Origin of the sequence: Geomonas diazotrophica, assembly GCF_019063885.1 — a bacterium.
Taxonomy (GTDB): Bacteria; Desulfobacterota; Desulfuromonadia; order Geobacterales; family Geobacteraceae; genus Geomonas; species Geomonas diazotrophica.
This window is the reverse complement of sequence record NZ_CP077684.1, coordinates 3,147,898-3,172,401: the sequence shown is the minus strand read 5'-3', so window position 1 is coordinate 3,172,401 and position 24,504 is coordinate 3,147,898. Positions and strand designations below refer to the sequence as shown.

Annotated in this window: 14 protein-coding genes, 4 tRNA genes and 1 riboswitch; of the genes, 15 read left to right on the top strand and 3 right to left on the bottom strand. The window is 62.8% G+C overall.

The features are described 5' to 3' along the window. Positions 1 to 165 precede the first annotated feature (165 nt). The 8 genes from KP003_RS13755 to KP003_RS13720 all read left to right on the top strand — a co-directional run bounded on the left by KP003_RS13755 (position 166) and on the right by KP003_RS13720 (position 4,744). On the top strand, positions 166 to 1,236 hold the full coding sequence (locus KP003_RS13755; RefSeq protein ID WP_216500674.1) for a sensor domain-containing diguanylate cyclase: 1,071 nt from the start codon (positions 166 to 168) through the stop codon (positions 1,234 to 1,236). Beyond that, positions 1,233 to 2,579 (top strand): beta-helix domain-containing protein, encoded by a 1,347-nt coding sequence (locus KP003_RS13750; protein ID WP_239027535.1) that lies wholly within the window; start codon positions 1,233 to 1,235, stop codon positions 2,577 to 2,579. Before KP003_RS13755 ends, KP003_RS13750 begins: the two co-directional genes overlap by 4 nt. Before the next feature lie 273 nt (positions 2,580 to 2,852). After that, positions 2,853 to 3,572 carry a ribonuclease PH gene (rph, locus tag KP003_RS13745; protein ID WP_216500673.1) on the top strand — a complete coding sequence of 240 codons (720 nt, stop codon included), beginning with the start codon at positions 2,853 to 2,855 and terminating at the stop codon, positions 3,570 to 3,572. Then, the gene (locus KP003_RS13740; protein ID WP_216788805.1) at positions 3,569 to 4,180 is read left to right on the top strand and encodes an XTP/dITP diphosphatase; all 612 of its coding nucleotides are present in this window, start codon (positions 3,569 to 3,571) and stop codon (positions 4,178 to 4,180) included. The genes rph and KP003_RS13740 overlap by 4 nt, the downstream gene beginning before the upstream one ends. A 156-nt stretch (positions 4,181 to 4,336) precedes the next feature. Continuing rightward, positions 4,337 to 4,414 (top strand) — tRNA-Pro (locus KP003_RS13735). 21 nt (positions 4,415 to 4,435) lie between these two features. Then, positions 4,436 to 4,512 (top strand) — tRNA-Arg (locus KP003_RS13730). A gap of 12 nt (positions 4,513 to 4,524) precedes the next feature. Then, a tRNA-His gene (locus KP003_RS13725) sits at positions 4,525 to 4,600 on the top strand. 59 nt (positions 4,601 to 4,659) lie between these two features. Continuing rightward, positions 4,660 to 4,744, top strand: a tRNA-Leu gene (locus KP003_RS13720). 66 nt (positions 4,745 to 4,810) lie between these two features. On the opposite strand, the gene KP003_RS13715 is transcribed toward KP003_RS13720, so the two are convergent. Beyond that, positions 4,811 to 5,680 carry a response regulator gene (locus KP003_RS13715; protein WP_216500671.1) on the bottom strand — a complete coding sequence of 290 codons (870 nt, stop codon included), beginning with the start codon at positions 5,678 to 5,680 and terminating at the stop codon, positions 4,811 to 4,813. Positions 5,681 to 5,752: 72 nt separating this feature from the next. Continuing rightward, positions 5,753 to 5,829, bottom strand: a riboswitch (cyclic di-GMP riboswitch). A gap of 264 nt (positions 5,830 to 6,093) precedes the next feature. Continuing rightward, positions 6,094 to 12,942: an InlB B-repeat-containing protein gene (locus tag KP003_RS13710; RefSeq protein ID WP_217299710.1), complete on the bottom strand. Its 6,849-nt coding sequence runs from the start codon at positions 12,940 to 12,942 to the stop codon at positions 6,094 to 6,096. Between the two features lie 927 nt (positions 12,943 to 13,869). Here KP003_RS13710 and KP003_RS13705 point away from each other — a divergent pair. Then, on the top strand, positions 13,870 to 14,250 hold the full coding sequence (locus KP003_RS13705; protein WP_217299709.1) for a hypothetical protein: 381 nt from the start codon (positions 13,870 to 13,872) through the stop codon (positions 14,248 to 14,250). A 198-nt stretch (positions 14,251 to 14,448) separates the two neighbouring features. Here KP003_RS13705 and KP003_RS13700 read toward each other — a convergent pair whose 3' ends face one another. Then, positions 14,449 to 17,079: a PAS domain-containing sensor histidine kinase gene (locus KP003_RS13700; RefSeq protein WP_217299708.1), complete on the bottom strand. Its 2,631-nt coding sequence runs from the start codon at positions 17,077 to 17,079 to the stop codon at positions 14,449 to 14,451. Positions 17,080 to 17,230: 151 nt separating this feature from the next. Here KP003_RS13700 and KP003_RS13695 point away from each other — a divergent pair, with 151 nt between their 5' ends. The 6 genes from KP003_RS13695 to KP003_RS21495 all read left to right on the top strand — a co-directional run bounded on the left by KP003_RS13695 (position 17,231) and on the right by KP003_RS21495 (position 24,503). Beyond that, positions 17,231 to 18,640: a sigma-54-dependent transcriptional regulator gene (locus tag KP003_RS13695; protein ID WP_216499549.1), complete on the top strand. Its 1,410-nt coding sequence runs from the start codon at positions 17,231 to 17,233 to the stop codon at positions 18,638 to 18,640. Positions 18,641 to 19,017: 377 nt separating this feature from the next. Then, positions 19,018 to 19,437, top strand: coding sequence for a response regulator (locus KP003_RS13690; RefSeq protein ID WP_216788792.1), 420 nt, complete (start codon positions 19,018 to 19,020; stop codon positions 19,435 to 19,437). A gap of 61 nt (positions 19,438 to 19,498) precedes the next feature. Further along, positions 19,499 to 19,918, top strand: a complete 420-nt coding sequence (locus KP003_RS13685) for a response regulator (protein WP_239027534.1) — start codon at positions 19,499 to 19,501, stop codon at positions 19,916 to 19,918. Next, positions 19,908 to 21,584, top strand: coding sequence for a chemotaxis protein CheA (locus KP003_RS13680; protein ID WP_217299707.1), 1,677 nt, complete (start codon positions 19,908 to 19,910; stop codon positions 21,582 to 21,584). Before KP003_RS13685 ends, KP003_RS13680 begins: the two co-directional genes overlap by 11 nt. Positions 21,585 to 21,623: 39 nt before the next feature. Beyond that, positions 21,624 to 22,166 (top strand): chemotaxis protein CheW, encoded by a 543-nt coding sequence (locus tag KP003_RS13675; protein ID WP_216499546.1) that lies wholly within the window; start codon positions 21,624 to 21,626, stop codon positions 22,164 to 22,166. Positions 22,167 to 22,196: 30 nt separating this feature from the next. Further along, complete coding sequence (locus KP003_RS21495) at positions 22,197 to 24,503, top strand: methyl-accepting chemotaxis protein (RefSeq protein WP_217299706.1); 2,307 nt, start codon at positions 22,197 to 22,199, stop codon at positions 24,501 to 24,503. Position 24,504: the final 1 nt, after the last annotated feature.

The window sequence follows — 24,504 nt, the reverse complement described above, 5'->3', positions numbered from 1 at the left end:
GCCAGAAATAAACCACAAGATGTATGACGAAGTCAAGCGTTAATAGATTAAAATTTCCGCCCCTCATAAAAAACGAAATTGCCGATGTTTACACAGCTCGGCCATTTACAAGCACGGCGTCGCTGTGATATTAATGGCTGGCTAATTTTCCTGCCGGGAGCCTCCATGACCCAGTGTGATTGCAACAGCCAGAAAGAGTCGCTCGAGTCCCAAGTTAAGGCGCTCAAAGACCTGATTGAGGTTGCCAAAGCCGTCGTCTCTACGCTCGACCTGGACACGGTGCTGCAAGCCATCCTCACCTCCGCGATGAGATTTGCCGAAACCCCGGCGGGGAGCGTTGCGCTCTATTACGATGCGAAGCGCGAGCTCAGTCTGCACGCGCATTCGGGTCTTACGGCCGACTTCGTGAAGAAGGAGCGCTGGGAGGTTGCCCCGGGGGGGCTGACCGAGCAGGTGCTCAGGGGGGGGGAGATCTTCTATATAGAGGACACCGAGAAAACCCCCTTCTTCAACAACCCGATCGCCCTGAACGAGGGGATCCGCTCGCTGGTCTGCGTGCCCCTTATCTTCCAGGAGCGGATCGTGGGTATTCTCTACCTGGACGACTTCGCCCCGAGGCAGTTCGACCGGGAGAAGCTGAACCTGCTCTCCATCCTGGCCTCCTTTGCCGCCATGGCGATCCACAACGCCACGCTGCACAAGCAGACCAAGCTTTTGGCGATCACCGACTCGCTGACCGGGCTGCACAACCACCGCTACTTCAAGCAGTACTTCCGGCAGGAGATGGCGCGCGCCAGGCGCTACCACAAGCCGTTTTCCATCATCATGATGGACGTGGACGACTTCAAGTCCTACAACGACAGCTACGGCCACGCCGCCGGCGACCGTCTTTTGGAGCTGATGGGTGAACTGATCCTGCAGACCATCCGCGGCGTCGACGTCGCCTTCCGCTACGGCGGGGAGGAGTTCATCGTGCTCTTGCCGGAGACGCGCCTGGAGCAGGCCATCCTCGCGGCGGAGCGTCTGCGCGACAGCGTGCAAAACGGCACCGCCAGCAGGCTGGTGGAGGGGACCAATCGCGGCGTAACGGTGAGTATCGGGGTGGCGAGCTATCCCGAGAACGCTGACAAGATGGACGAGCTGTTCAATATCGTGGACTCGTTGCTTTACCTCGCCAAGCGCTGCGGCAAGAACAAGGTCTACCACCAGGAAAGCCTACAGATCCCTGTCCAATGAGACGATACCTGACACCATTTATCTGCGGGCCGCTTCTGGCGGCCTTTTTGCTTCCCACCTTCGCCAAGGCTACGGTGGGCACGCCCTTCTTCGCCAAGGCTACGGTGGGCACGCCCCCCTTGGCCAAGGCTTCGGCCTTCGCTGACGCTTCAGCCTTCGCTGACGCTTCAGCCTTCGCTGGCGCTTCGGCCGACAAGCCGGCGGACAGGACGGCGGACAGGACGGTGGACAGGACGGCGGACAAGACGGCGCTGGTCAAGATCGCGGCTGCCGAGACCGGTTCGGTCAAGACTGCGGGCGACGAGGCTGGCGCGGCTGCAACTCCGGCTGCACCGGTGGCGCAGCGCGTTGAGGCACCGTTCAACCCTGCGCTCTCCTACGTCGACCAGATGCTGACCGAGGACACGGTCTGGCGCGGGGAGGTGCTGGTGCAGGGCGCGGTGTCGGTGGCTTCCCAGGCGACGCTGACCGTGGAACCTGGAACGGTGGTCCGCTTCAAAAAGAGCGAGGGGCACAATCCGATCCTGGTCGTGCAGGGACGCCTCGTCGCTTCGGGCACCAAGGATGACCCTATCCGCTTTACTTCCAACTTCGCCAATTCGACGCCGGGAGACTGGCAGGGGGTGACCCTGCTGGGGAGCGAAAAGAAAAACGTCTTGGAGAACTGCCGCATCGACGGCGCGCAGACGGGACTGGAGGCGCTCTTTTCAAACCTGACTCTGAAGGGTGTGCGGGCCGAGCGCTGCGCGGTCGGCATGCGCTTCCAGGATGCGCTGCTGCAGATGGAAACGGGGGGCACCTCGGACTGCGAGACGGGCCTTGTCTTCGCCAACAGCGAGGCGACCCTGCGAGGCTTGAACCTGATCGGCAACCGGGTGGGGATCTCGGCACAAAAAAGTTCCATTTACCTGCAGGATGCCAGTCTCGCCATGAACCGCTCCGCCCTCTCGTGCGACAACTGCCGGGTCAAGCTCGCCGGCGGGGCGGCGCTGGACAACGGGCGCGGGGTGACCCTTTTGGAGTGCGAGGGCAGTGTGAGCGGCATGAAGCTCGCGCGCAACAGCGATTACGGTCTGTCCCTGACCGGCTCGCGGGTCCGGGTGAACGGCAACCTGATCACCGGCAACGGGATGCAGGGGATGCTTGTCTTCGACGGCGCAGGCGTGGCCTGGGACAACGTCATCAGCGGCAACAGCGGGCACGATATCTACAACGCCGGGACCGAGGAGTTCCGCGCCCCCAACAACTTCTGGGGGGAGAGCGGACCCAGAATCTACGACAACGGCGGCCGCGGCAAGGTGAACGTCGTGCCGCAGCTCAAAACAGCGCCCAGCGGCAACTGACTCGGCAGCCGTTCAATGTTCGACGTTGAACCGAACATCGAGTGGCCGGGTGAATAGCCGGCTCGGGCGGTTGACGTGCAACGGTCAGGTCCGGATCGGGGTGTCACCGCCGGGGAACGGCGGCACGGGGGACTGACCGCGAACGTGGTCTGTTGCACCTTGACCCCTTCAGGTCGAGTCGAAGATGCAGCCGTCGGAGAAATGGCGGCTTTAAATAGAAGAAGGATAAACGAACGTTGAACGTTGAGCGTTGAACGGCTTTGGGAGACAGAGATGACACGTAGCAATGGCCGCGCGGCGGACGCACTCAGAGATGTTAAGATCACCCGCAACTACCTGAAGCACGCCGAGGGGTCGGTCCTGATCGAGTTTGGTGACACCAAGGTCATCTGCAACGCGACGGTGGAGGCAAGGGTTCCGTCGTTTTTGAAAGGGAAGGGGACCGGCTGGGTGACGGCCGAGTACTGCATGCTGCCGCGCGCTACCCACACCCGCAACCAGCGTGAGTCAGCGAAGGGGAAACTCTCGGGACGCACCCACGAGATCCAGCGCCTGATAGGTAGGTCGCTGCGCGCGGTGGTGGACATGGAGAAGCTCGGCGAGCGCTCCATCCTCATCGACTGCGACGTGATCCAGGCCGACGGCGGCACCCGCACCGCTTCCATCACCGGCGCCTACGTGGCGCTCGCTGACGCGCTGCAGAACCTTGTGGACAACGGCGAACTGAGCGAAAGCCCGCTGCGCGAGGCGGTGGCCGCGGTGAGCGTCGGCATCATCGACGGCGTTCCCTTCCTCGATCTCGACTACCCGGAGGACTCCAGCGCCGAGGTGGACATGAACTTCGTGATGACCTCGTCCATGCGTTTTGTCGAGGTGCAGGGAACCGCCGAGGCGGAGCCGTTCACATTAGAGCAGATGGACGCCATGCGCAGCCACGCCATGCTCGGGCTCTCCCGGCTCTTCGAACTGCAGCGGGAGGCGCTTCAGGCATGAAAGAGCTCCTGGTAGCGTCGGGCAACAAGGGGAAGCTGAGAGAGTTCGCCGAACTGTTGCGCGGGGTTGTGGAGACGATCCTTTCTCCCGCCGACGTTCCGGATCTCCCGGAGGTGGTGGAGGACGGCGACACCTTCGAGGCGAACGCGATCAAGAAGGCGCTCTCGGCGGCCCGGTTCACCGGGAAGCCGGTGCTCGCCGACGATTCCGGGCTCTGCGTCGACTACCTCGGCGGGCGTCCCGGCGTCTTCTCGGCGCGCTTTGCCGGCGAGCACGCCAACGATGCCGACAACAACGCGCTCCTATTGAAGGAGCTGGCCGGCGTGCCGCGCGAGGAGCGCACGGGTGCATTCCACTGCGTCATCGCGCTCTGCCTTCCCGACGGGACCTGCCAGACCTTCGACGGCATGCTGGCGGGGGAGATCCTGGAGGCGCCGCGGGGCGAGGGGGGCTTCGGGTACGATCCGTTGTTCCTGGTCCCCGAGTACGGGCAGACCTTCTCGGAACTTCCCATGAACGTGAAGAACGCCATCAGCCACCGCGGCCGTGCGATGCGGATGCTCAAAGAGGCGCTCACGCAAAGCCGCCAAGACGCAAAGAACGACTAACAGGGATGAAAGGGATAAAGGGGATGAAGGGTGCTCATCCTTGGAGGGAATTTATCCCTGTCATCCCCTTCATCCCTGTTCCGTTGGTTGTTGTGTTTACGAGAAAAAAGATCTTGCACACCCCGAAACGCTGTGCTATAAACGTGCTTCTTGAATCGGGGTGTAGCGCAGCCTGGCTAGCGCACCTGCCTTGGGAGCAGGGGGCCGGAGGTTCGAATCCTCTCACCCCGACCACTCATTGCAGGCTCTACTTCTGCGCCTGTAGCTCAGCTGGATAGAGCAACGGCCTTCTAAGCCGTAGGTCAGAGGTTCGAACCCTCTCAGGCGTACCACAATTGAATATGGTGGGTATGGTGAAGCGGTTAACACAAACGACTGTGACTCGTTCATACGTGGGTTCGAATCCCACTACCCACCCCAACCTATAAAAAGCGACCCCGTTTAAAAAGCGGGGTTTGTTGTTTCAGCTGTGCGATTTTGCGAGAGTGGCGGAATTGGCAGACGCACCAGACTTAGGATCTGGCACCGCAAGGTATAGGGGTTCAAGTCCCCTCTCTCGCACCACCAACCAATTCAAAAGGCCGCCCGGCAACGGGCGGCCTTTGCTGTTTCAGGATCTCCGCGTAGCGCTCAATACTCTTCGGTCATGGCCAAGGCGCGCTGGACTTTGACGGAAAGGGTGGCTTCGCGCAGGGGTTTGGACATGAAGTCGAAAAAGCCCCGCCGCAACGCGGTGGCTTCTTCATCCACCGTGGCGGCGGAGGTCATGAGGATCACCGGCACGTTCGCCGTCTCCGGGAAGGTGCGCAGGCTCTCCAACACGGCGTAGCCGTTCAGCTTGGGCATCTCCTTGTCGGTGATCACCAGGTCGAACCGGCTGGACATGATCTCCTTGAAGGCCTCCATGCCGTCGCCGGCACAGACGGCGTGGTATCCCTTGCGCTTCAGCGAGGAGCTGATGAAATGGCTCACCGCCTGGTCGTCATCCACGACCAGCACGCTTTTCTTGTCGGTTGCCGCCGCCGGGGCGGATTTCAGGTAGTGCAGCTTGATGGCCAGCATGATCTCGCGCCGGGGGGCCACGTAGGGTAGTACGGTGAGGCCATGTTCTTCCGTCAAGGTGCGCAGCACGCCGGAAAGGGTCGGGTCGCTGATGGCGACGGCCAACTTCCCGTCCTGCATCTTCAGCGGAAAGATCAGATTGGCCAGGGCCACCTTGGTCGGGATCAACCCGAGCAGTGCCTCGGAATACTTGTAGCGGTGAAAGTCCCCGAGGAACTTCATGCCGTGCTGCTGCGCCAGCGCCTGGGCCAACTCGTCCGGCGTCACCAGCTCCAACTCCTCCAGCACGGTTCCGAAACGCTTTCCCTTCTTGCGTGCATACGCGACGAGCCTTTCCACGGTCAGGGCGGAGAGTATGCCCCTCTCCACGAAGATCTCCCCTAACATCTTCCTGGCGGTGCGCTCCCCTGCCTGCGCCGCTCGCTGTGAACGGTCCATCGTTCCCCCTTGGGCATCCCCCGGCTCCCTCTCGCGGACGCAAAAAAGCCGGGGCTGAATATCATTTGATATTTCGGCAACCCGGCTGTCTCCTGGAGACCCTTTAGGCTTTCCGCCCCACTCTCGCGAATGGTTTAGTATTGTCGTCTATCACTAAATTTATTTTACCTTGCTTACACGCTTAGGCAGCCTGTTGTCAAGGCGAAACAATTAAGCGGGATTTAAGCAATGCGCAAGCGGTACTCGACGACATGTTCTGATTGCATTGTCCACATGGCGGTGGCTTCAGTGGGGAGGGGACGCGGCACCGATCAAGATACGCACAAGAAGGCCCGGCAGGATGAACCTGCCGGGCCTAAGGGTGGTGCCGGGTTGTGCCCCGGCACCAATGAGTGGTGAGCTGGAAAACGGGATCAGGGAGTTATCAAGGCAAAGGACGGATCGATTGTGTGGTTCGCACTTATGTTGCTGAAGGTGTAGGAAGTCAGCGGCCCTTGGAAGACGCCGTCCACCTCCACGTTCAGCACCTTGTACCCCGGATCCGGAGTGATGGTGTAGGTAATGCTGTCGCCGCCATTCGCGATGGTTTTCCCGGCTGGGGTAATGCTGCCATTGGGTTCGGTGATGGCGTTGATGGTGTAGGTGTTCTCGGTGAAAGTTACCGCGATATCATGGTTTGCTGCGATCTTGCTGAAGGTATAGCTCGACGGGGTCCCGACGGAGTTGCCGTCCACGGTGACAGCGGCGATCCGGTATCCGCTGTCTGGTGTGAAGGTGAAGGTCGGGCTGGTCCCGGTAAGCGCACTTATGGCGCCGGATGGGGTGATGGTCCCCCCCGCCCCGGCACTTGCTGTCACCGTCACCGCGGGATTTGCCTCGAAGATCGACTCGATGGTGTGGTTTGCGTTGATGTTGGTGAAGTTGTAGCTTGTCACCGGTCCCACGGACGTACCGTCGATCAACACATCCTTCACGTGGTACCCCGGGTTCGCGGTGATCGTGCAGTACTGGCTGGCACCGTAGGTGGGGTACACCGCATAGGCCGGCGACATCGAGCCGTTGGCGCCGACGATCGGGGTTATTGTGAAGGTCTGCAACCTGAACGCGGCGCTCAGGACGTGGTTGGCGGTGACGTTGGTGAAGGTGTAGGTATAGGGTGCGGTGGGCTCCTTCGCCAGTTGTCTCCCGTTATCTCCGACCGATACGATCAGGTAGCCGGGGTTCGGGGTTACCGTGTACATGGGGCTGTCCCCCCCTTTGGCGACGGCGACATTGGCCGAAGGGGAGATGGTCCCTCCCGCCCCGGCGTTGGTGCTGATGATGTAGGAGTCGAAGGTGAAGGACACCGTGATGGTGTGGTCCTGAGCGGAGACGTTGGTGAAGGTGTAGCTGCTCAGCGGTCCCTTGGAGACGTTGTCCACCACCACGTCGGCAACGCGGTACGCTGCCGCAGGGGTGAAGGTGAAGGTGATGCTCTTGCCGGAAACGACGGGCACTGCTCCGGCAGGGCTGATGGTGCCGTTGTCGCCGGCAGTCGCGGTGATGGTTACGGTGGGGTTCAACCCGAAAACGGACTGGATGGTATGGTCAGCGGTCACGTTCGTGAAGGTATAGGTGGACACGGCGCCCACCGACACGCCATCCACGAGGACGTCGGTCACGTGATACCCGGGACTCGGTTGAATGGTGTAGGTCGCGTTGCCGCCGTAGCCGATGTAGGCCGGGGTGTTGGGATAGTTCACGCCCCCCTCGCCCGCGGACTGGGTGATGGTGTAGGTGATCTGGGTGAAGCTCACACTAATGGTGTGGTCGGCCATGATGTTCGTGAAGGTGTAACTGTCGGCTGCTCCCTTCGATGAACCGTCGACGACGATGCTGGCCACCTTGTACCCGAGTGCAGGGGTGAAGTTGTAGGTGAGCGATGCCCCCGGGGCGATGTTGGTGGTGACACCCGAAGGCGTGATGGCCCCGTTAGCGCCGGCGGCAGCGGTGATGGTGTAGACGTTGAGCGTGAAGGAGACCGCGATGGTGTGGTTGACCGCGGACACCTTCGTGAAGGTGTAACTGGTGAGCGCCCCTTTGGAGACGCCATCGACGACCACGTCGGCGACCCGGTATCCTGGCGCCGGTGTCATGGTGTAGGTTACGTTGCTGCCGCTCAGCACGGAGCTGTCACCTGCAGGGGTGATGCTGCCGTTAGGTCCAGCGCTGGCGGAGATGGTGATGGCGGCGTTTGCTTCGAACCTGGCCTCTATGGTGTGGTTTGCGGTGATGTTGGTGAAATTGTATCCGTCCACCGGCCCAAGCGACGTGCCGTCGAGCAGGACGTCGCCGATGTGGTATCCGGCGGCGGGCGTGAATCGGAAGTAGTAGCTCGACCCGTAGGTCGGGGCAACCGGGTACGCCGGCGAGATAGTGCCATTGCCGGTGGCAATGGGGGTAAGGGTGAAGGTGGCGAGCTGGAAGCTCGCGGTAAGCGTGTGCGCTTTAAGGACGTTGGTGAAGGTGTAGGTGTATGGCGCTGCAGGGCGCTTGGCGATCTGTACCCCGTTGTCCCCGATGGAGACAATAACGTGGCCGGTATCCGGAGTTACCGTATAGACGGGGCTGTTGGCTCCCTTGAGGACATTGGTGGTCCCTGCGGGGGTGATACTCCCCCCCGAGGTGGTCGTGGTGGCGGTGATGGCGAAGTAGTCGACCCCGGCCACCAGCGGCTCGAAGCTGGCGGTGATGGTGTGGTCAGCCGAGACGCTGGTAAAGGTGTAACTTGACAGCTTGCCGGCGGAGACGCCGTCCACCTGCACGTCCGCGATCCGGTACAGGCCGATGGGGGTGATGGTGTAGGTTATGCTCGCGCCGCTGTTCAGGATGCTCTCCCCTACCGGGGTGATGCTGCCGTTCGCGCCGGCAGAGGCCGAAATGCGGTAGGTTATCGGAACGAACGCCGCCGTGAGGGAGTGATCTGCCGTCACGTTGCTGACGGTGTAGCTCGGGACCGCACCGAGTGACTTGCCGTCAAGCTGGACATCGGCAATCCGGTAGCCGGCAGCAGGGGTGATGGTATAGGTGACGCTGCCGCCGTAGGGCACCTCGCTGGTGCCGGCGGGGGTCACGCTTCCGTTCGCACCGGCTGTCGCAATTACGGCGTAGGTCTTGAGGGTGAAGGATGCGGTGATGGTGTGGTTGGCTGTGACGTCGGCGAAGGCGTAGCTCGTTATGGGCCCCATGGCAACGCCGTCGACGGTGACCTGGGCAATGTCATATCCCTGGGCGGCTGCGATGCTGTAAACCGGGCTGTTATCGTGGGGATAGAGCACGCTGTCACCTGCGGAACTGATGCTCCCCCCGAAGCCGGCAGTGGCGGTTACGATGAAGTAGTCGAGGCTCGCCTCCAGCGGTGTGAAGGCCGCAGTGATGGTGTGATCCGCCGTGACGTTGGCGAAGGTGTAGCTTCTCAACGCCCCCACCGACTTGCCGTCGACGAGGACCGCGGCGACCTTGTAGCTGTCGGTCGCGGTGCTGCCGGTGCTGGGGGTGATGGTGTAGGTGATGGAGGAACCGCTGGCTATGCTGGTCGCCCCTACGGGAGTGATGCTCCCGTTGGCACCGGCGCTGGCGCTGATCTGGTACATGATCGGCGTGAAGGTCGCGGAGATGGTGTGGTTACCTGTCACGTTGACGAAGGTGTAGCTGGTGACGGCGCCGACGGAAGAGCCGTCCACCAGGACGTTGGCCACCTTGTAGTTCGGCGACGGGGTGATGGCGTAGCTATGGGTGGAGCCGCTGATGACATCGGTGGAGCCCGCCGGGGTCACGCTGCCATTGGCGTCCGCGGTGGCAGTGATGGTGTAGATGATGGGGGCGAAGGTCGCCGCGATGGTGTGATCGCCGGTGATGTTACTGAAGGTGTAGCTCGTGGTGGCGCCCACCGAGTTCCCATCGACGACGACATCGGCGATCTTGTAGTTGGGGAGCGGCGTGATGGCGTAGACCGCGCTGGTACCGCTGTTCACCTCCCTCGGGCCCACCGGGTCGATGGTGCCGTTGGCGCCGGCGCTGGCCGTCAGGGTGTAGACGATGGGGGTAAAGGTGGCGGCAATGGTGTGGTTGGCGGTGATGTTTTCGAAGCTGTAGCTTGACACCGCGCCTACGGAAACTCCGTCCACCTGGACATCGGCAATCCGGTAGTGCGCGTCGGCGAGGATGGTATAGGCCTTGGTGGTGCCGCTGTTCACGCTGCTGGTTCCGGCCGGATCGATGGTACCGTTTACCCCGGCTGTCGCCGTGATCGTATAGACAATGGGGGTAAAGGTGGCGCTGAGCGTGTGGCCGGCGCTGACGTTGGTGAAGCTGTAGCTCGTAACAGGCCCAACCGAGGCCCCGTCGACGAGCACATCGGCCACCTTGAAGTTGGCGGCGGCGGTGATGGTGTAGCTTTGGTCGGAGCCGGCGTTGACCCCCAGAGCCCCGGCGGGGTCGACCGTTCCGTTGGGCCCGGCGCTGGCCGTGATGGTGTACACGATGGGGGCAAAGGTGGCTGCAATGGTGTGGTTAGCGGTTACGTTGGTGAAGCTGTACGTCGAGACCGGCCCCAGGGAGACACCGTCCGCTACGACATTGGCCACCTGGTAGTTGGCGGCGGCACTAATGGTATAGCTCTGGCTGCTGCCGCTGTTCACTTGGGTTGTCCCGGCGGGCGTGATGCCCCCGTTGGCTCCGGCAGTGGCCGTGATGTTGTAGATGATGGGGGTGAACGTTGCGGCAATGGAGTGGTTGGCGGTGATGTTTTCGAAGCTATAGCTTGTTACCGCACCTACCGAAACGCCGTCAACCACGACATCGGCCACCTTATAGTTGGGGGCGGCGGTGATGGTATAGCTCCGGCTCGTGCCGCTGTTGACACTCGTCGCCCCTGCCGGGCTGATACTCCCGTTGGGACCTTCAGTGGCCACGATGGTGTACACAATGGGAGTGAAGGTGGCGGCGATGGTGTGGTTGGCGTTCACACTGAAGAAGGTGTAGCTTGTCACCGCCCCAGCGGAAACGCCGTCGACGACGACGTCAGCCACCTTGTAGTTCAAAGCGGGGGTGATGGCGTAGCTCTGGTCCGTACCGCTTTTGACCCCGGTTGCCCCCCCGGGGGTGATGTTCCCGTTGGCGCCGGCGCTTGCCGTCACGGTATAGACAATAGGGGTGAAGGTGGCTGCGATGGTGTGGTTCGCCGTCACCTCGCTGAAGGTGTACGAGGTTACCGCCCCCACCGAGGTGCCGTCGACGACGACGTCCTTGACCTGGTAGTTTGCGGCGGCGGTGATGGTGTAGCTCTGGTTTGAACCGCTGGTGACACTGGATGGTCCTTCCGGGGTGATGGTCCCGTCGGGTCCAGCCGTTGCGGTAATGGTGAAAACTGATCGGGCGAAGGAGGCGGTGATGCTATGATTCGCCGTCACATCGGAGAAAGTGTAGTCCGTGACCGCACCGACCGATGTGTTGTCGACGATAAGGTCCTGAATGGCGTACCCGGCAGCCGGGGTCGCGGTGAAGGATTGGCTGTTCCCCGTCTTGACCGAGACTGGTCCGGAAGGGGAGATGGAACCGGTGGCAGGGTCCGCAACTCCTGCCGTTATAGTGAAGGCGCCATCGAGGGCGAAGGTCGCCGAGATGGTATGGGATTCCTTGACGTTGGTGAAGGTGAACGTGTCAATGGCCCCGAGATCGTTACTGCCGTCTACCAGCACGTCTTCAATATGGTAGCCGGTATCGGCAGTGATGGTGTAGGTCAGGTTTCCGAAGCGGTCGACCATGGTTATTCCCGCGGGGGAGATCGCCCCGTGGGGGCCAGCCGTTGCGGTAATGGCGACCTGGTTTGCACTGCCGGATGCTGTGACGCCGGTGCTCTTCAGCTTGACCAGCCGGTTGTCGTTCATGGCCACGCTGCAGACGGTACCCGACGTGGAGTCGCACCCCGACCACCCGAGAAACTGGGAATTTTCCGAAAGGACCGGCGAGAGGTTCACCATAGTGCCGGCGGGGAACCACTGGTTGCAGGTACCTGAACATTTCTCGCCGGGGGAGAACCCGACTGTGACGTCTTCATTTCCCACCATATTCAGCAGGAGCTTGTAGGTTTTTTTCGGCAACTCCGGGTTGAAAATCTCTGCGCTACTCGCTGCGGAAAGGCCGTTCCAACCGCCGGTGATAAGGACGGTTCCGTTCTGAAGAAGGATGGCCGAGTGAACGTCGCGAACCGAGGTCATATTTACCGTGGGGACAAAGACCCCGCTGGCCGGGTCGAAGACCTCGGCACTGCTTAGGTAGCCTTTCTCATCGCGCCCCCCGGCAACCAGGACCGTGCCGTTGGGCAAAAGGGTGGAGGTGCAGTCGGAGCGCCCTGAGCCCAGTGCAGAGACCGCGGTGAAACTGCCGGTGGCGGGATCAAAGATCTCCGCGGTTTGCAAGATGTTGGACCCGTTGCGTCCGCCGACGATCAGTACCTTGCCGTCTGCGAGAAGCGTGGCGGAGTGGGCGGAGCGAGGGGTGGTCATGGACCCGGTGACTGCGAATTTTCCGGTGGTGGGGTCGAAGATTTCTGCCGTTGCGACGTAGACGTCGTCTTGCAGGCCGCCGGTAATCAGGACCTTGCCGTTTTGCAGCAGGATTGCGTTCTGGTTCATCCGCGCCGCGGATTTGGAGGGAAGCGTGACAAAGGAGTCAGCCTTGGGATCGTAAATCTCGGCTGTCGTCGCCGGTGCGTTGCCCGTGGTGCCTCCCGAAATAAGGACCTTGCCGGAGGGGAGCAGGGTGCTCGAGTGTCCGATCCGATCGATGGGTGTTCCTTTGGTCTTGTTGAAGACGCCGGTGGCGGGATCAAATATTTCGGCAGCCTTTACTGTCTCCAATCCATTGCGCCCCCCGACAATGAGGACCTTTCCGTTTGCCATGAGGGTAGCGGAATGATCCTTCCGGGGAAAGAGCATGGGGCGTGCCTTGGAAATCGCTCCTGTCTTGGGGTCGTAAATGTCGGCGGAGTTGAGGCACGAGGTGTCGTTGTAGCCACCGGCGATCAATACCTTGCCGCTCGGCAGCAGCGTGACGGAGTGGCCGTAACGCATCGCCCCCATCTCGGCCTGGTAGGTGAAGTTCTGCGCCAGCGCCGGTTGCGCCGCGAGAATTGCGCCGCATAGGACAAAAAATAACAAATTGAACAAAAGCCGATGCCAGTCGGCTACTCTACCGTACCATCTCCACCGTGAAATACCCATCTGCGCCTCCATTTAATGGCTTAACATACAAGGACAATAAGTGGGCCTAGAGCAGTATACATGCCAAATTTGCAATACTCTGTTTGGGGAGGAGTCATTATCAACACGGGTGGGGGCAATTGGGATGCCGATTTAGCCGTTCTATCCAATCCAGTAGAACAGACAAGCCCTTAAAAGCAGTACCCGGCGCGGCTCACATAAAGTTTTGCGAAATCTTTTTGTCGGAAAACCTTACCCGCGAAATGGCGGAGACGAGATTGAATAATTTAATTAACTCTCAAAACGCCATTCGATGGTAACTATCGTCCACAGCGAAACAACCATTACGCCCGCTATATAACAGTTTTGATTAATTTCATTAGACCATCGCGGTGAATTGTGTTCTTTCGATGAGCAGTTTACCGGTTCGACCACAACGGAGTGACACTTCCTGCTGTTTCGGTTTTCCAGCAACTGGCTTGGCGCATCAGTCACCTGAGTAACCGTTTCGTGCGGAAACCAATAGAGAGGTTGCCGAAACTGATTTTTGCGCAGGAGGCGTCTAAGAACTTTGAGACATCCGTCAGCGATTTAACCCAACCCCATTTCGGCCGTCGGGGTAGGTTTCAAATCGCCGCGCTACCTGCAGCAGGCGGACACCGTGCGGATCGAGATCGACGGCATCGGGGTGCTGGAGAACCCGGTGGTAAAGTGGTGAAAAAGGATGCCGGAGGGCAAGGCGCTGCAAAGACGTTCCGGCGTAACGGCTTTTATGTGCAAAAAGGTTCACTGCAAGGTGAACCTTTTTGCACCGACTTTTGGGGGGGCTGTCCAGGGTGGCTGCTGCAACTGTCGGTAATCACACGCGGCGGCGAAGCTCGGCGCTCATGGCATGGCTTGTGTAGAAACAGAGGCAGCAGCAACAATCCCTTCGAAGGAGAATAACCCATGAAAAGAACGTTGGCGATTTATGCGGTGACCGCGCTTACCATGCTTTCATTTGCCACCCAGGGCATGGCCCGGGGGGGGATGGGAGGGGGCTCCGGCCACGGCGCCAGTCACGGCGCGGGAACCGGCGCGGGTGCCGGTGCGGGTGCCGGTGCGGGTGCCGGTGCCGGTGCCGGTGTCGGTGTCGGTGCGGGCACAGGCGCAGCAATGAATGTCGGCAAGTCCGGCGCTGCATCGAGCGGGATGGCCAGCGGACACCAGGGTACTCATACAACCATGCCAGCGACTAAGGCGAAGACGTCTATGCCGCAGTCGATGAAGGACAAGGCCCCCACCATGCAGCAAACCGCGGGACAGGCCGCTTCCCCGGCTGCTCCCTAGCGGGGCAGAACGGGCCCGGCGACTTGCCGGACCTCGCAGTACTGAAAAAAGGCTTACCTCTCACGGGGTAAGCCTTTTTTCGTGTCGGAGTTCGTTGTGTGACTGGGCCGACGTCACTGTCTTCCTGCCTTGGGCTTTTGCCTGATCTGGATATTTTTTAAACTTAGTTATCCGTTTGCCCTGCGATCCGGGAGCCCCTCAGTCCCCGGAGGCCGCCAGCGCCGGGAGGCGAACCGTCACCTTGGTCCCCTTGCCCGGCTCGGACTCGAAATCCAGGCTGCCGCCATGCTCTTTGACGATGGACGAAGAGATGTACAGGCCGAGCCCGGTACCCCCTTTGTTGATCCTCATCGTGAAAAAGGGCTCGGTAAGCCGCGAGAGCACCTCCTCGGACATGCCATCCCCCTCGTCCTCGACGCTCAGGTTCACCGTCTTCCGCTCGGCATCGTACCAGGTCGCCACCACGACGCCGCTGTTCTTGTCGGGTAACGACTGCAGCGCGTTCATGACCAGGTTGATCACCACCTGGTCGATCTGCTGCTGGCTTCCCTGCACCTCGGGGAGGTCTCGCTCGAGCTCCATCCGGTAGCGATCGGTGTGACGCTGGATATGGTGCCACAGGATGGCGCCGGCGTTTTCCAGCGACCGGTTCAAGTCGACACTCCCCTGCATGTCCAGCTCGGCGGGCTTGCTGAAGTTCTTCATGTCCCGCACGATCTTGTCGATCTGAAGCGACCCCTCCCGGATGCCGTCGTGCAGCTTGGGGACCATGTCCAGGACCTCGTCGTAGTGGAACCCACCGAGGTCGAACTCTCCCTCCGCCTCCCTGAGCGCCCGCAACCGGGCCAGGGAGTCCCGGGTGATCTGGGTCAGCACGGTGTTGTTGATGGAGATGCAGTGGTTGGGGTTGTTGATCTCGTGCGCGACGCTTGAAACCAGCATCCCCAGGGAGGTCATCTTGTTGGTCTGGATCAGCTTGGCCTGGGTGGCCCGGATCTCCTGCTCCAGGCGGAGCTTGTCGGATATGTCCCGGATGGAACAGAGCAGCAACTCCTCGTCCTTGAGCCTGATCCTCGTGCCCCGCAAGGAGATGACGATCTTCTCGCCCCCCGCTTTGTAGCTCACCGCCCGCTGCAGGAACCCCTGCGAGGCGTGGTGCTGGGCGAGCTCCTCCCTGATCTTCTGCAGGTCCGCCGAGGCGATGAGGGCGTCCATCCGCAGGGAGGGGAGCTCCTCGTGGCGCAGCCCGTAGAGCGAGAGCGCCGCGGGGTTGGCGTCGATTACCTGCAGCGTCTCCAGCTTCATGAGGATGACGGGATCGTCGTTTTGCACGAAGACCTGGTAGAAACGCTCCTCGCTCTCCTTGAGCTCGCTCTTGGCCTGGGCGAAGTCGGTGATGTCGCGCCCCTCGGCGATCAGGTAGATGACCGACCCCGCCTCGTCGCGGATCGGGGAGAGGGAGAAGTCGACGTGGTGCACCTCTCCCGCCTGGTCCAGGTGGGTGGTTTCGAAACGGGTCGGGATGCCCCGGCAGCCGGTGGCTATCGACGCGCGCAGCCGTTCGCGCAGCTCCGGGTCGTGGCGCCACCAGGGGGTGTCCCAGTAGGGGACGCCGAGGACGGCCTCCTTCTCGGCTCCGACCAGGGCGAGTGCGGTGCGGTTCGCGTCGACCAGGGTGCCGTCGGGTGTGAGGAGCCCCTGGTAATGGAAGGCGTGGTCGGTGACCGAGCGCAAAAGCCTCTCGCTCTCCATGAGCTGCTGCTCCCGGTGCCGGATCTCGTCCCCCATGCTCTGCAGGTCGCCCGCCAGCTGCTCGACCTCGGCGATCTCTCCCTTGTGCCAAGGGGGAGAACTCTCGCCGCCGGCCACCCTGCGGGCGAAGCTGGCCAGCTCCTCCAGGCGGCGCGAGAGGCGGCGGGCCAGAAAGAGCGAGGCGAGGAGGGCCAGGAGGAGGGCGGCAAGCGCCCCGGCCGCCACGTTGCGGGTGGTGATGACCACGGAGCGGTAGGCGCTCTGCACCGGCTGGGCGACCAGCACGTACCAGCCGATATGGGTGGACTTCATCACGGTGCCAACCAGGGCCTGCCCCCGCAGCCTGAACTCGCCGCTCACCGGCCGGTCCGAGAGGAGTCCCCGGCGCACGAGCGGGATGTCACCCATGAAGGGGGGAGGGGACAGGGCGGGGCCACCCTGCTGGGCGATCAACTGGCCGTTGCGGTCGATCAGGATGATCGCCTGCCCGGCGCTCCCGACGATGTCCCCCATGGAACGAACCAGCTTCGCCAGGTCGACCTCTCCGATCAGGACCAGGTCAGCGCTCGGGACGCCGACCGCGATGGAGGTTCCCTTCCCGAATGCGGAAACGAACGTGTTGGACCAGACGGCGTCCCCGACGCGGCGGGTGTCGCGGAAGAGCTGTTCCTGGGCCAGGCTGGCCCTCTCCAGGGCCCGGTGGTCCTGCTGGGTGTGGCGGTGGTCCTTGCGGATCCCGACCGCCTCGATGTGTCCGTCGGGGAGGACCGTGTAGAGCAGGTTGAGCGACGCCGATGCCTCGACCTCGGCATCGAGGATCTCCTGCAGGTCCGCTTGGTAAGCGGGCCTGTGCAGGGGGAGGGCGGCCACCGCCTTGACGTCGGTGAGCGCCGCGGAGAGGTAGTTGTCCATGGCGACCCCGAACGCCCGTGCCAGTTCGCGCTGCCCCGTCGCCACGTCCTCGCTGATGTGGGGAAGCAGCAGGAAGACGTTCAAAAAGACGACCAGCAGGAAGGGGATCACGGCCAGAAGCGTCGACTGCAGCGACAGTATCCTGCGAAAACGGTGGGTGGGCACGGGGCTCCTCGCGCTGGGCTCCCCGCAGGGGGGGGCGCCATGGGAATCGGTGCGAAAAAAAACTCTTTTGCTTTTAACATTTTGACGATAAGCTGGCAAACACTCATTTGACTATTAGCATTAGTGGATTGTGGACGGACGCGGAGCGCACATGTCAGCACGGGGAAACAAGAGGGACGCAGCGGATCTGATCCTGCTGGTGGACGACGAGCCCCACATTCTGTTCGGGTCTTCGGTGATGCTGAGGCAGGCGGGGTTGGGACGGGTCAGGACGCTGGACGACATCCGCCAGCTGTTGCCCCTTTTGGCCGAGGAAGAGCCGGGGGTGATCGTCCTCGACCTGCAGATGCCGTACATCTCGGGCAAGGAGATGCTCGGGGAACTCGGCTGCAGCTACCCGGGGGTCCCGGTGATCATCGTCACCGCGGCTAACGAGCTCGATACGGCCATCGACTGCATGAAGCTGGGCGCCTTCGATTACATCGTCAAACCGGTCGATGCCACCCGCTTCGTCACCAGCGTCAGGAAGGCGCTGGACCGCAACACCATGCAGCGCGAGATCGAGTCGCTGCGCGAGTCGCTTCTGGGCGGCAGGCCCGCCAACGAGGAGGCCTTCTCCGGCGTCAAGACCAGGAGCCCGCGCATGAAGGCGATCTTCAGCTACCTGGAGGCGGTGGCTCCCACCGAACAGCCGGTGCTGATCACCGGAGAGACCGGGGTCGGCAAGGAACTGATCGCCCGCGCCCTGCACGAGTTGAGCGGTCGCCGGGGTGCCTTCGTCCCCGTGAACAGCGCCGGGGTCGATGACCACGTCTTCTCCGACACGCTCTTCGGGCACAAGAAGGGGGCCTTCACCGGCGCCGACCACGCGCGCGACGGCATGATCGTCCGCGCCGCGGGGGGGACGCTCTTTCTCGACGAGATCGGCGAGATGTCACTCCCCACCCAGGTGAAGCTCCTGCGCCTCTTGCAGGAAGGGGAGTACTACCCGCTGGGGGCCGACGTCGCCTCCGCCAACCAGGCCCGCGTGGTGGTGGCGACCAACCGCGACCTTTCCGCCGCCATCAGCGAGGGGAGCTTTCGCCGCGATCTCTACTACCGGCTCTGCGCCCACCAGGTGCACATCCCCCCGCTGCGCGAGCGGACCGAGGACATCCCGCTCCTTTTGGAGACCTTCGTGGAGGAGGCGGCCCACACGCTGCACAAGGAGGTCCCGGAGTACCCCTACGAGCTGGCGAGCCTCCTGGCCGGCTACAGCTTCCCCGGCAACGTCCGGGAGCTGCGCGCCCTGGTCTTCGACGTGGTGACCCGGCACCAGAGGGGGAAGCTTTCCCTGGCCCCCTTCCGGGACGCCACCGGGGTGGGGCTCCCGGCCCTGGCCCCCGGTCCCGACGAGGGGGGCGAATGGCTGAACCTCACCGCAGGTTTCCCGACCCTGGCGCAGCTCACCCAGAGCCTGATCGAGGCCGCGCTGAAGCGCTCGGGGGGGAACCAGAGGGCCGCCGCGGAACTCCTGGGCATCAGCCGCCAGGCGCTCAATCAGAGGATTAGCAAAAAATAACGCCACTATTTTCCCGCTTCACCCCGAAAAAACCGCTCCCCGCCCTTTCGCATCCCCTTTACAGGGCAAGAAATCTTGCCCTGTAAAGTTTTCTTGCTCGCCGCCGCAAGTCTCCGTCACATAAGCCGAATTCCCGCGTCTACCCTCGCGCCGTCAAGAAACCTTGCTGACCGCAACGCCCCCCCCCCCACTTTGTATTCATTGCAAGCGCCGTAAACAGGGAGTTCTTCATTTTTTTCGGTGCTGGCACGGCGCTTGCCAGAGCTGGAACGTCCGGGATGAACTCCCTGCCCGGCAGGCTGCTTTGTCGCTTTCCCCCTTGAGTCACGTGGGGGCATGGCAAGGAGAAGGATAAAGGAAAGAAAACGAGGTGCACGATGCTTAAGAAGGTGCTGGTAGTCGATGATTCGGAAATGATCCACAAGATGTACCGCCTGGTTCTGAACCGCTACAGCTGCGAGATCCTCGACGCCATGGACGGACAGCAGGCGCTCGACCTTTTGGAACGCCACCAGGGGGTCCAGCTCATCCTGCTCGACATCAACATGCCGGTGATGAACGGGGTGCAGTTTCTGGAGAAGGCCGGCGCGCTGGGCTTCACCAGCAGGATTCCCGTGGTCATCATCAGCACCGAAGGGAAGGAAAGCGACACCATCCGCGGCCTGCAGCTGGGCGCCAAGGGGTACGTGAAGAAACCCTTCAACCCCACCCTGCTGCACGAGCTGATCGCTAAGCTCATGCTTCCCTCAGGCGAGGTTGCCGACTTCGATCAGCGCCGCTGCGCCAACACCCTGTAATCCAGCGGCAGCTCGCCGGCGCCGGCACCGCAGCCGGCCGGAAACATGGAAAGGGAATGAGATGATGCTGAACAAGGTTCTCGTAGTGGACGATTCGGCGCTGATCCACCAGATGTACCACCTGGTCCTGGCGCGTTACCGGTGCGAGGTCGTCGATGCCCGCAACGGGCAGGAGGCGCTCGACATCCTGGCGCGGCAGGAGGACGTGCAGCTCGTGCTCTTGGACATCAACATGCCGGTGATGAACGGGGTGCAGTTCCTGGAGAAGGCCTCGGTGCTCGGCCTGACCGAGCGGGTCCCGGTGGTCATCGTAAGCACCGAGGGGAAGGAGGCGGACACCGTCCAGGGGCTGAGGCTGGGGGCCAGCGGCTACCTGACCAAGCCCTTCACGCCGAGCCAGCTGCACGACGTGATCGTACGGGTGATAGAGGCGGGCGGGGCCGGCATCGAGCCGGACGAGGAGATGGCACTTGAGCGGTGAGTGTGATTTTTCAGCCCTGATCGGTGACTTCGTCGAGGACGCCGGCGGACACCTGGACGCGGTGGAGGGGTTCCTCCTGGAGCTGGAGCGGCGCGCCCCGGCCGGATGCGACGGCGAACTGGTCACCCTGATCCAGGGGCACCTGCACACCCTCAAGGGGAACTCCGGGATGATGGGGCTCTCCCCGCTGCAGCAGTACGTGCACCGGCTGGAAGAGGTGATGAAGGAGACCGGCGCCGGCACGCTCACCCTGGGGGGCGCGCTCTTCGGTGCGCTCTACGGCGGCATCAACGCGCTCCGCTCGGCCCTGTTCCGCTTCGCCCAGACCCCCGACGTCGGCTTCGACTTCGCCGTCGAAGAGGCCGCTCTCGAGGCGCTGCGCGCCGCGCCCCACTCCGTTACCCGGGCCTCGGCCGAGGCGACGTCCGAGGGGACTCCCGAGCCCCTCCCTTCCCGTTCCGCCGCGCCGGCGGAGTTCGGCTACATCACCCAGAAAAGCAGCACCCTCAAGGTGAACTTCGAGAAGCTGGACGAGCTCTTGAACCTCATGGGCGAACTGGTCATCCAGCGCACGGCGCTTGCCACCCTGGAAAAGCGCCTGCGCGAGCAGGTGTCCGACCGGGAGCTTTTGAACGCCTTCAACGAGACCAGCCAGCTGATCGGCAAGAGCACCGACGACCTGCGCCAGTCCATCATGAAGGTGCGCATGCTCCCGGTGAAGAGCGTGTTCCAACGCTTCCAGCGCCTGGTGCGCGACCTCTCGCTCGCCCATGGCAAGGAGGTGCGCCTCAAGCTGGAAGGGGAGGAGACCGAGCTGGACAAGACGGTCCTGGACGAGATCGGCGAGCCCCTTTTGCACCTGATCAGAAACGCCGTGGACCACGGCCTGGAGACCCCCGCCGAGCGGCGCGCCCGCGGCAAGGAGGCCTGCGGCACCCTGACCCTCAGGGCACGCCACGAGAGCAACCACATCGTCATCCAGGTCTGCGACGACGGGCGCGGCATGGACCCGGAGGAGATCCGCAAGAAGGCGGTCGCCCGCGGCGTGCTGGAGCAGGAAGCGGCCCAGGCGATGAGCGAGGCGGAGCTCTTGCAGCTGGTCTTCGTCCCCGGCTTCTCGACCAGGAGCGAGGTGACCGAGACCTCCGGCCGTGGCATCGGGCTCGACGTGGTCAAGAAGATCGTCTCCTCCCTAAACGGCATCATCGAGATCGAATCCCGGGTGGGACGCGGCACCACCTTCACCATGATGCTCCCCCTGACCCTCGCCATCATCTCCGCCCTCATGGTGGAGGTGGCGGGCGAGACCTACGCGGTGCCGCTCTCCGGGGTCCTGGAGAGCGTCCAGGTGCAGGGGGAAGAGTGCCACGACACCGGAAACGGCGAGGTGATCATGCTGCGCGACCGGGTGCTCCCCCTGTACCGGCTGGACCGCTTCTTCGGTCGGGAAAGCGGCGGAGAAAGGGAGCAGGAGTACGTGGTGGTTGTTGCCAGCGGGGACAAGAAGGGGGGGCTCGTGGTGGACCGGCTGGTCGGCCAGCAGGAGATCGTCATCAAGGGGCTGGACGACTACCTCGGGGAGCTCCCCGGGATCTCCGGCGGCACCGTGCTCGGTGACGGCAGGGTCTCGCTCATCGTCGACATACCCTCGATTCTGGGGCGCTGACCCCGTAAGGCGTAAAGAGTTATCGCAAAGGAGACAGGCATGGCAGAGCAATTTATCCTCCCAAGCTCCGGGCTCGCGGAGGACGTGCTGGCCCGGTTCATCGAACAGGCGCAGGAGGAGGTGGACCGGGGCACGGTGGGCGACTCCTTGGCACAGGGAGGGGGGACGCTGCAACTGGTCACCTTCAGGCTGGGCAAGGAGGAGTACGGGGTCGACATCAACAGCGTGCAGGAGATCATCCGGGGAGGGGGCATCACCGAGGTCCCCGGCGCACCCGGGCACGTAAGCGGGGTCATCAACCTGCGCGGCAAGATCATCCCGGTGGTGAACCTGCGCCGGCGCTTTTCCCGTCCCGACATCGAGGAGAACGAGGAGCAGCGCATCGTGGTGGTGGAACTGGGCGAGAAGCGCCTGGGGATGCTGGTCGATTCGGTGCGCCAGGTGATCCAGTTCTCGACGAGCCTCGTGGAGGAGATGCCCGAGGACGCCACCACCCCCGAGGCCAGCTACATAAACGGCATGGGGAAACTCGACGGCCGCCTGATCATCATTTTGAACCTCAACCGCGCACTGCTGCTCTAGCACGGGGCACTACCAGTAAAGGAGAAGGAGATGTTAAAGAACGTTCGCATAGGGGGCCGGCTCGGCCTTGGTTTCGGCGTCATGCTGCTCATCGTGGTCGCGGTCGGCGGCACCGGCTACTGGGGGGTGAAGGAAAGCACCCAGACCACCATCGCCATGCTGCAGGGGGACGCCACCATCTCGGAACACGCCTCCCGGGCGCGGGCCAACGTGGTGGGGATGCGGCGCTACGAGAAGGACCTCTTCCTGAACATCGGCAGCCGCGAGCACGAGAAGGAATACCTCGGCAAGTGGGGCGAACAGCGCGACCACCTTTTGAACCGCCTGAAGGACCTGGAGAAGATCGTTGTCCTGCCGAAGGAAAAGGACGCGGTCAAGGCGATGAGGGAGGAGCTCTCCGCCTACGAGGCCGGTTTCAACAAGATCTACCAGGGGATAGAGGCGGGTCGCATCAAGAGCCCGGCCCAGGCCAACGCCGCCATCGAGCCGTACAAGGCGGGGATCCACAAGTTCGAGGAGGTCTCCAAGGAGATCGCCGACGAGAGCAACCAGCGCATGGACAGCAAGGAGAAGGTCATGATCGACCTCTCCCGCCACGTGACGCTCCTGGTCATTTCCAGCATCCTGGTAAGCCTCATCGCGGGGATCCTGGTGAGCTTTTTGATCACCCGCAGCATCACCGTGCCCATCAACGCGGCGGTCGAGGTGGCGAAGACCGTGGCCCGGGGGGATCTCACCGTGGCGGTCGAGGTGAACTCGAAGGACGAGGTGGGCGAGCTCCTTTCCGCCATGCAGATCATGGTGCAGAACCTCATGGCCATGATCGGCAAGATCAGGGGCACCTCCGGTGAGGTCGCCTCCGCGGCCGGACAGATCTCGGCCAACACGCAGCAGCTCACGAAGTCCGCCCACGGCCAGGCCTCGGCCACCGAGGAAACCTCGGCCACCATGGTGCAGATGGCCGCCTCCATCCAGACCGTCGCCGGCAACGCCGATGCTTTGGCCGCCAACGCGGACGAGGTTTCCTCCTCCATCGAGGAGCTCGGGGCCTCCAGCGAGCAGGTGGCCAAGAGCGCCGACGTGATGGCGAGCGCGGTCGCCGAGACCTCGGCCACCATCGAGCAGATGACCATCTCCATAGAAAACGTGGCCCAAAACGCAGACGAGCTGATGTCCTCGGTCGCCGAGACCTCGGCCACCATGGAGCAGATCGCCGTTTCCATCGACCAGGTGGCCGCCAACTCCCAGGAGCTGCAGAAGGTGGTGGGCGATTCGTCCTCCACCATCGAGGAGATGGCCGCGTCGATCCGCCAGGTGGCGAGGAACGTGGAGGAAGCGGACCAGGTGGCCAAGGGGGCGGCCAAGGAGGGGGGCGCCGGCCTCGAGGCGGGGCAGCAGGCGGTCGCCGCCATGGAGCGCGTGGCCCGGGTGATCGAGAAGACCTCGGACTCCATCCTGACCCTCGGGCGGCGCTCCGAGGAGATCGGCAACATCGTCAAGGTGATCGGCGAGATCGCCGACCAGACCAACCTGCTCGCCCTGAACGCGGCCATCGAGGCGGCGCGCGCCGGCGACGCGGGGCGCGGCTTCGCCGTGGTGGCCGACGAGGTGAGAAAGCTCGCCGAGCGGAGCATGGGGGCAACCAAGGAGATCGCCCTCGTGATCCGCCAGGTGCAGGCAGATACCGGCGAGTCGGTGAAGTACGGCGAGATCGCCTCGCAGGAGGCGAAGAACTCCATGGAGCTGATCACCCTGGCCGGGAACTCGCTGGAGAACATCGTCTCCAGCATCGAGCGCACCAGCACCCTCATGTCCGACATCGCCCGCATGACCGCCGAGCAGTCCAACGCCTCCAACCAGGTGATAAGGGCGGCGGAGCAGATGAGCGGGGCTTCGGAGGTGGTGGCCAACGCAGCCCGGGAGCAGGCGGCCGGCGGCAGGCAGATCCGGATCGCCGTGGAGCGGATGAACCAGCTCACCCAGGAGGTGACCGGTTCCGCCAAGGAGCAGGCCCTGGGGAGCCGCCAGATCCGCATCGCGGTGGAGAACATGAACCAGGTGACCAGCCAGGTGACCCTCGCCACCCGGGAGCAGTCCCTCTCCGCGCGCCAGATCGTCACCGCCGTGAACGGCATGACCGCCATGACCCAGTCCGTCGCCAACGCCACCGCGGAGCAGAAGAAGGGGGGCGAGATGGTCGTGGTCGCCATGGACAACATAAGCGACATCACCCGCGAAAACCTCTCCGCCGTCGAACAGCTCTCGCGTGCGGCGCTAAACCTCACCCAGCAGGCCGAGGAGATGACGGCGCTGGTTGGGACCTTCAAGGTGGCCTGAG

What these genes read in the sequence shown, in the direction of transcription:
- KP003_RS13750 (WP_239027535.1), top strand. Translation starts at nt 1,233, where the DNA reads ATGAGACGATACCTGACACCATTTATCTGCGGGCCGCTTCTGGCGGCC.
- KP003_RS13695 (WP_216499549.1), top strand. Translation starts at nt 17,231, where the DNA reads ATGTCAGCACGGGGAAACAAGAGGGACGCAGCGGATCTGATCCTGCTG.
- KP003_RS13705 (WP_217299709.1), top strand. Translation starts at nt 13,870, where the DNA reads ATGAAAAGAACGTTGGCGATTTATGCGGTGACCGCGCTTACCATGCTT.
- KP003_RS21495 (WP_217299706.1), top strand. Translation starts at nt 22,197, where the DNA reads ATGTTAAAGAACGTTCGCATAGGGGGCCGGCTCGGCCTTGGTTTCGGC.
- KP003_RS13740 (WP_216788805.1), top strand. Translation starts at nt 3,569, where the DNA reads ATGAAAGAGCTCCTGGTAGCGTCGGGCAACAAGGGGAAGCTGAGAGAG.
- KP003_RS13690 (WP_216788792.1), top strand. Translation starts at nt 19,018, where the DNA reads ATGCTTAAGAAGGTGCTGGTAGTCGATGATTCGGAAATGATCCACAAG.
- rph (WP_216500673.1), top strand. Translation starts at nt 2,853, where the DNA reads ATGACACGTAGCAATGGCCGCGCGGCGGACGCACTCAGAGATGTTAAG.
- KP003_RS13685 (WP_239027534.1), top strand. Translation starts at nt 19,499, where the DNA reads ATGATGCTGAACAAGGTTCTCGTAGTGGACGATTCGGCGCTGATCCAC.
- KP003_RS13715 (WP_216500671.1), bottom strand. Translation starts at nt 5,680, where the DNA reads ATGGACCGTTCACAGCGAGCGGCGCAGGCAGGGGAGCGCACCGCCAGG.
- KP003_RS13675 (WP_216499546.1), top strand. Translation starts at nt 21,624, where the DNA reads ATGGCAGAGCAATTTATCCTCCCAAGCTCCGGGCTCGCGGAGGACGTG.
- KP003_RS13755 (WP_216500674.1), top strand. Translation starts at nt 166, where the DNA reads ATGACCCAGTGTGATTGCAACAGCCAGAAAGAGTCGCTCGAGTCCCAA.
- KP003_RS13710 (WP_217299710.1), bottom strand. Translation starts at nt 12,942, where the DNA reads ATGGGTATTTCACGGTGGAGATGGTACGGTAGAGTAGCCGACTGGCAT.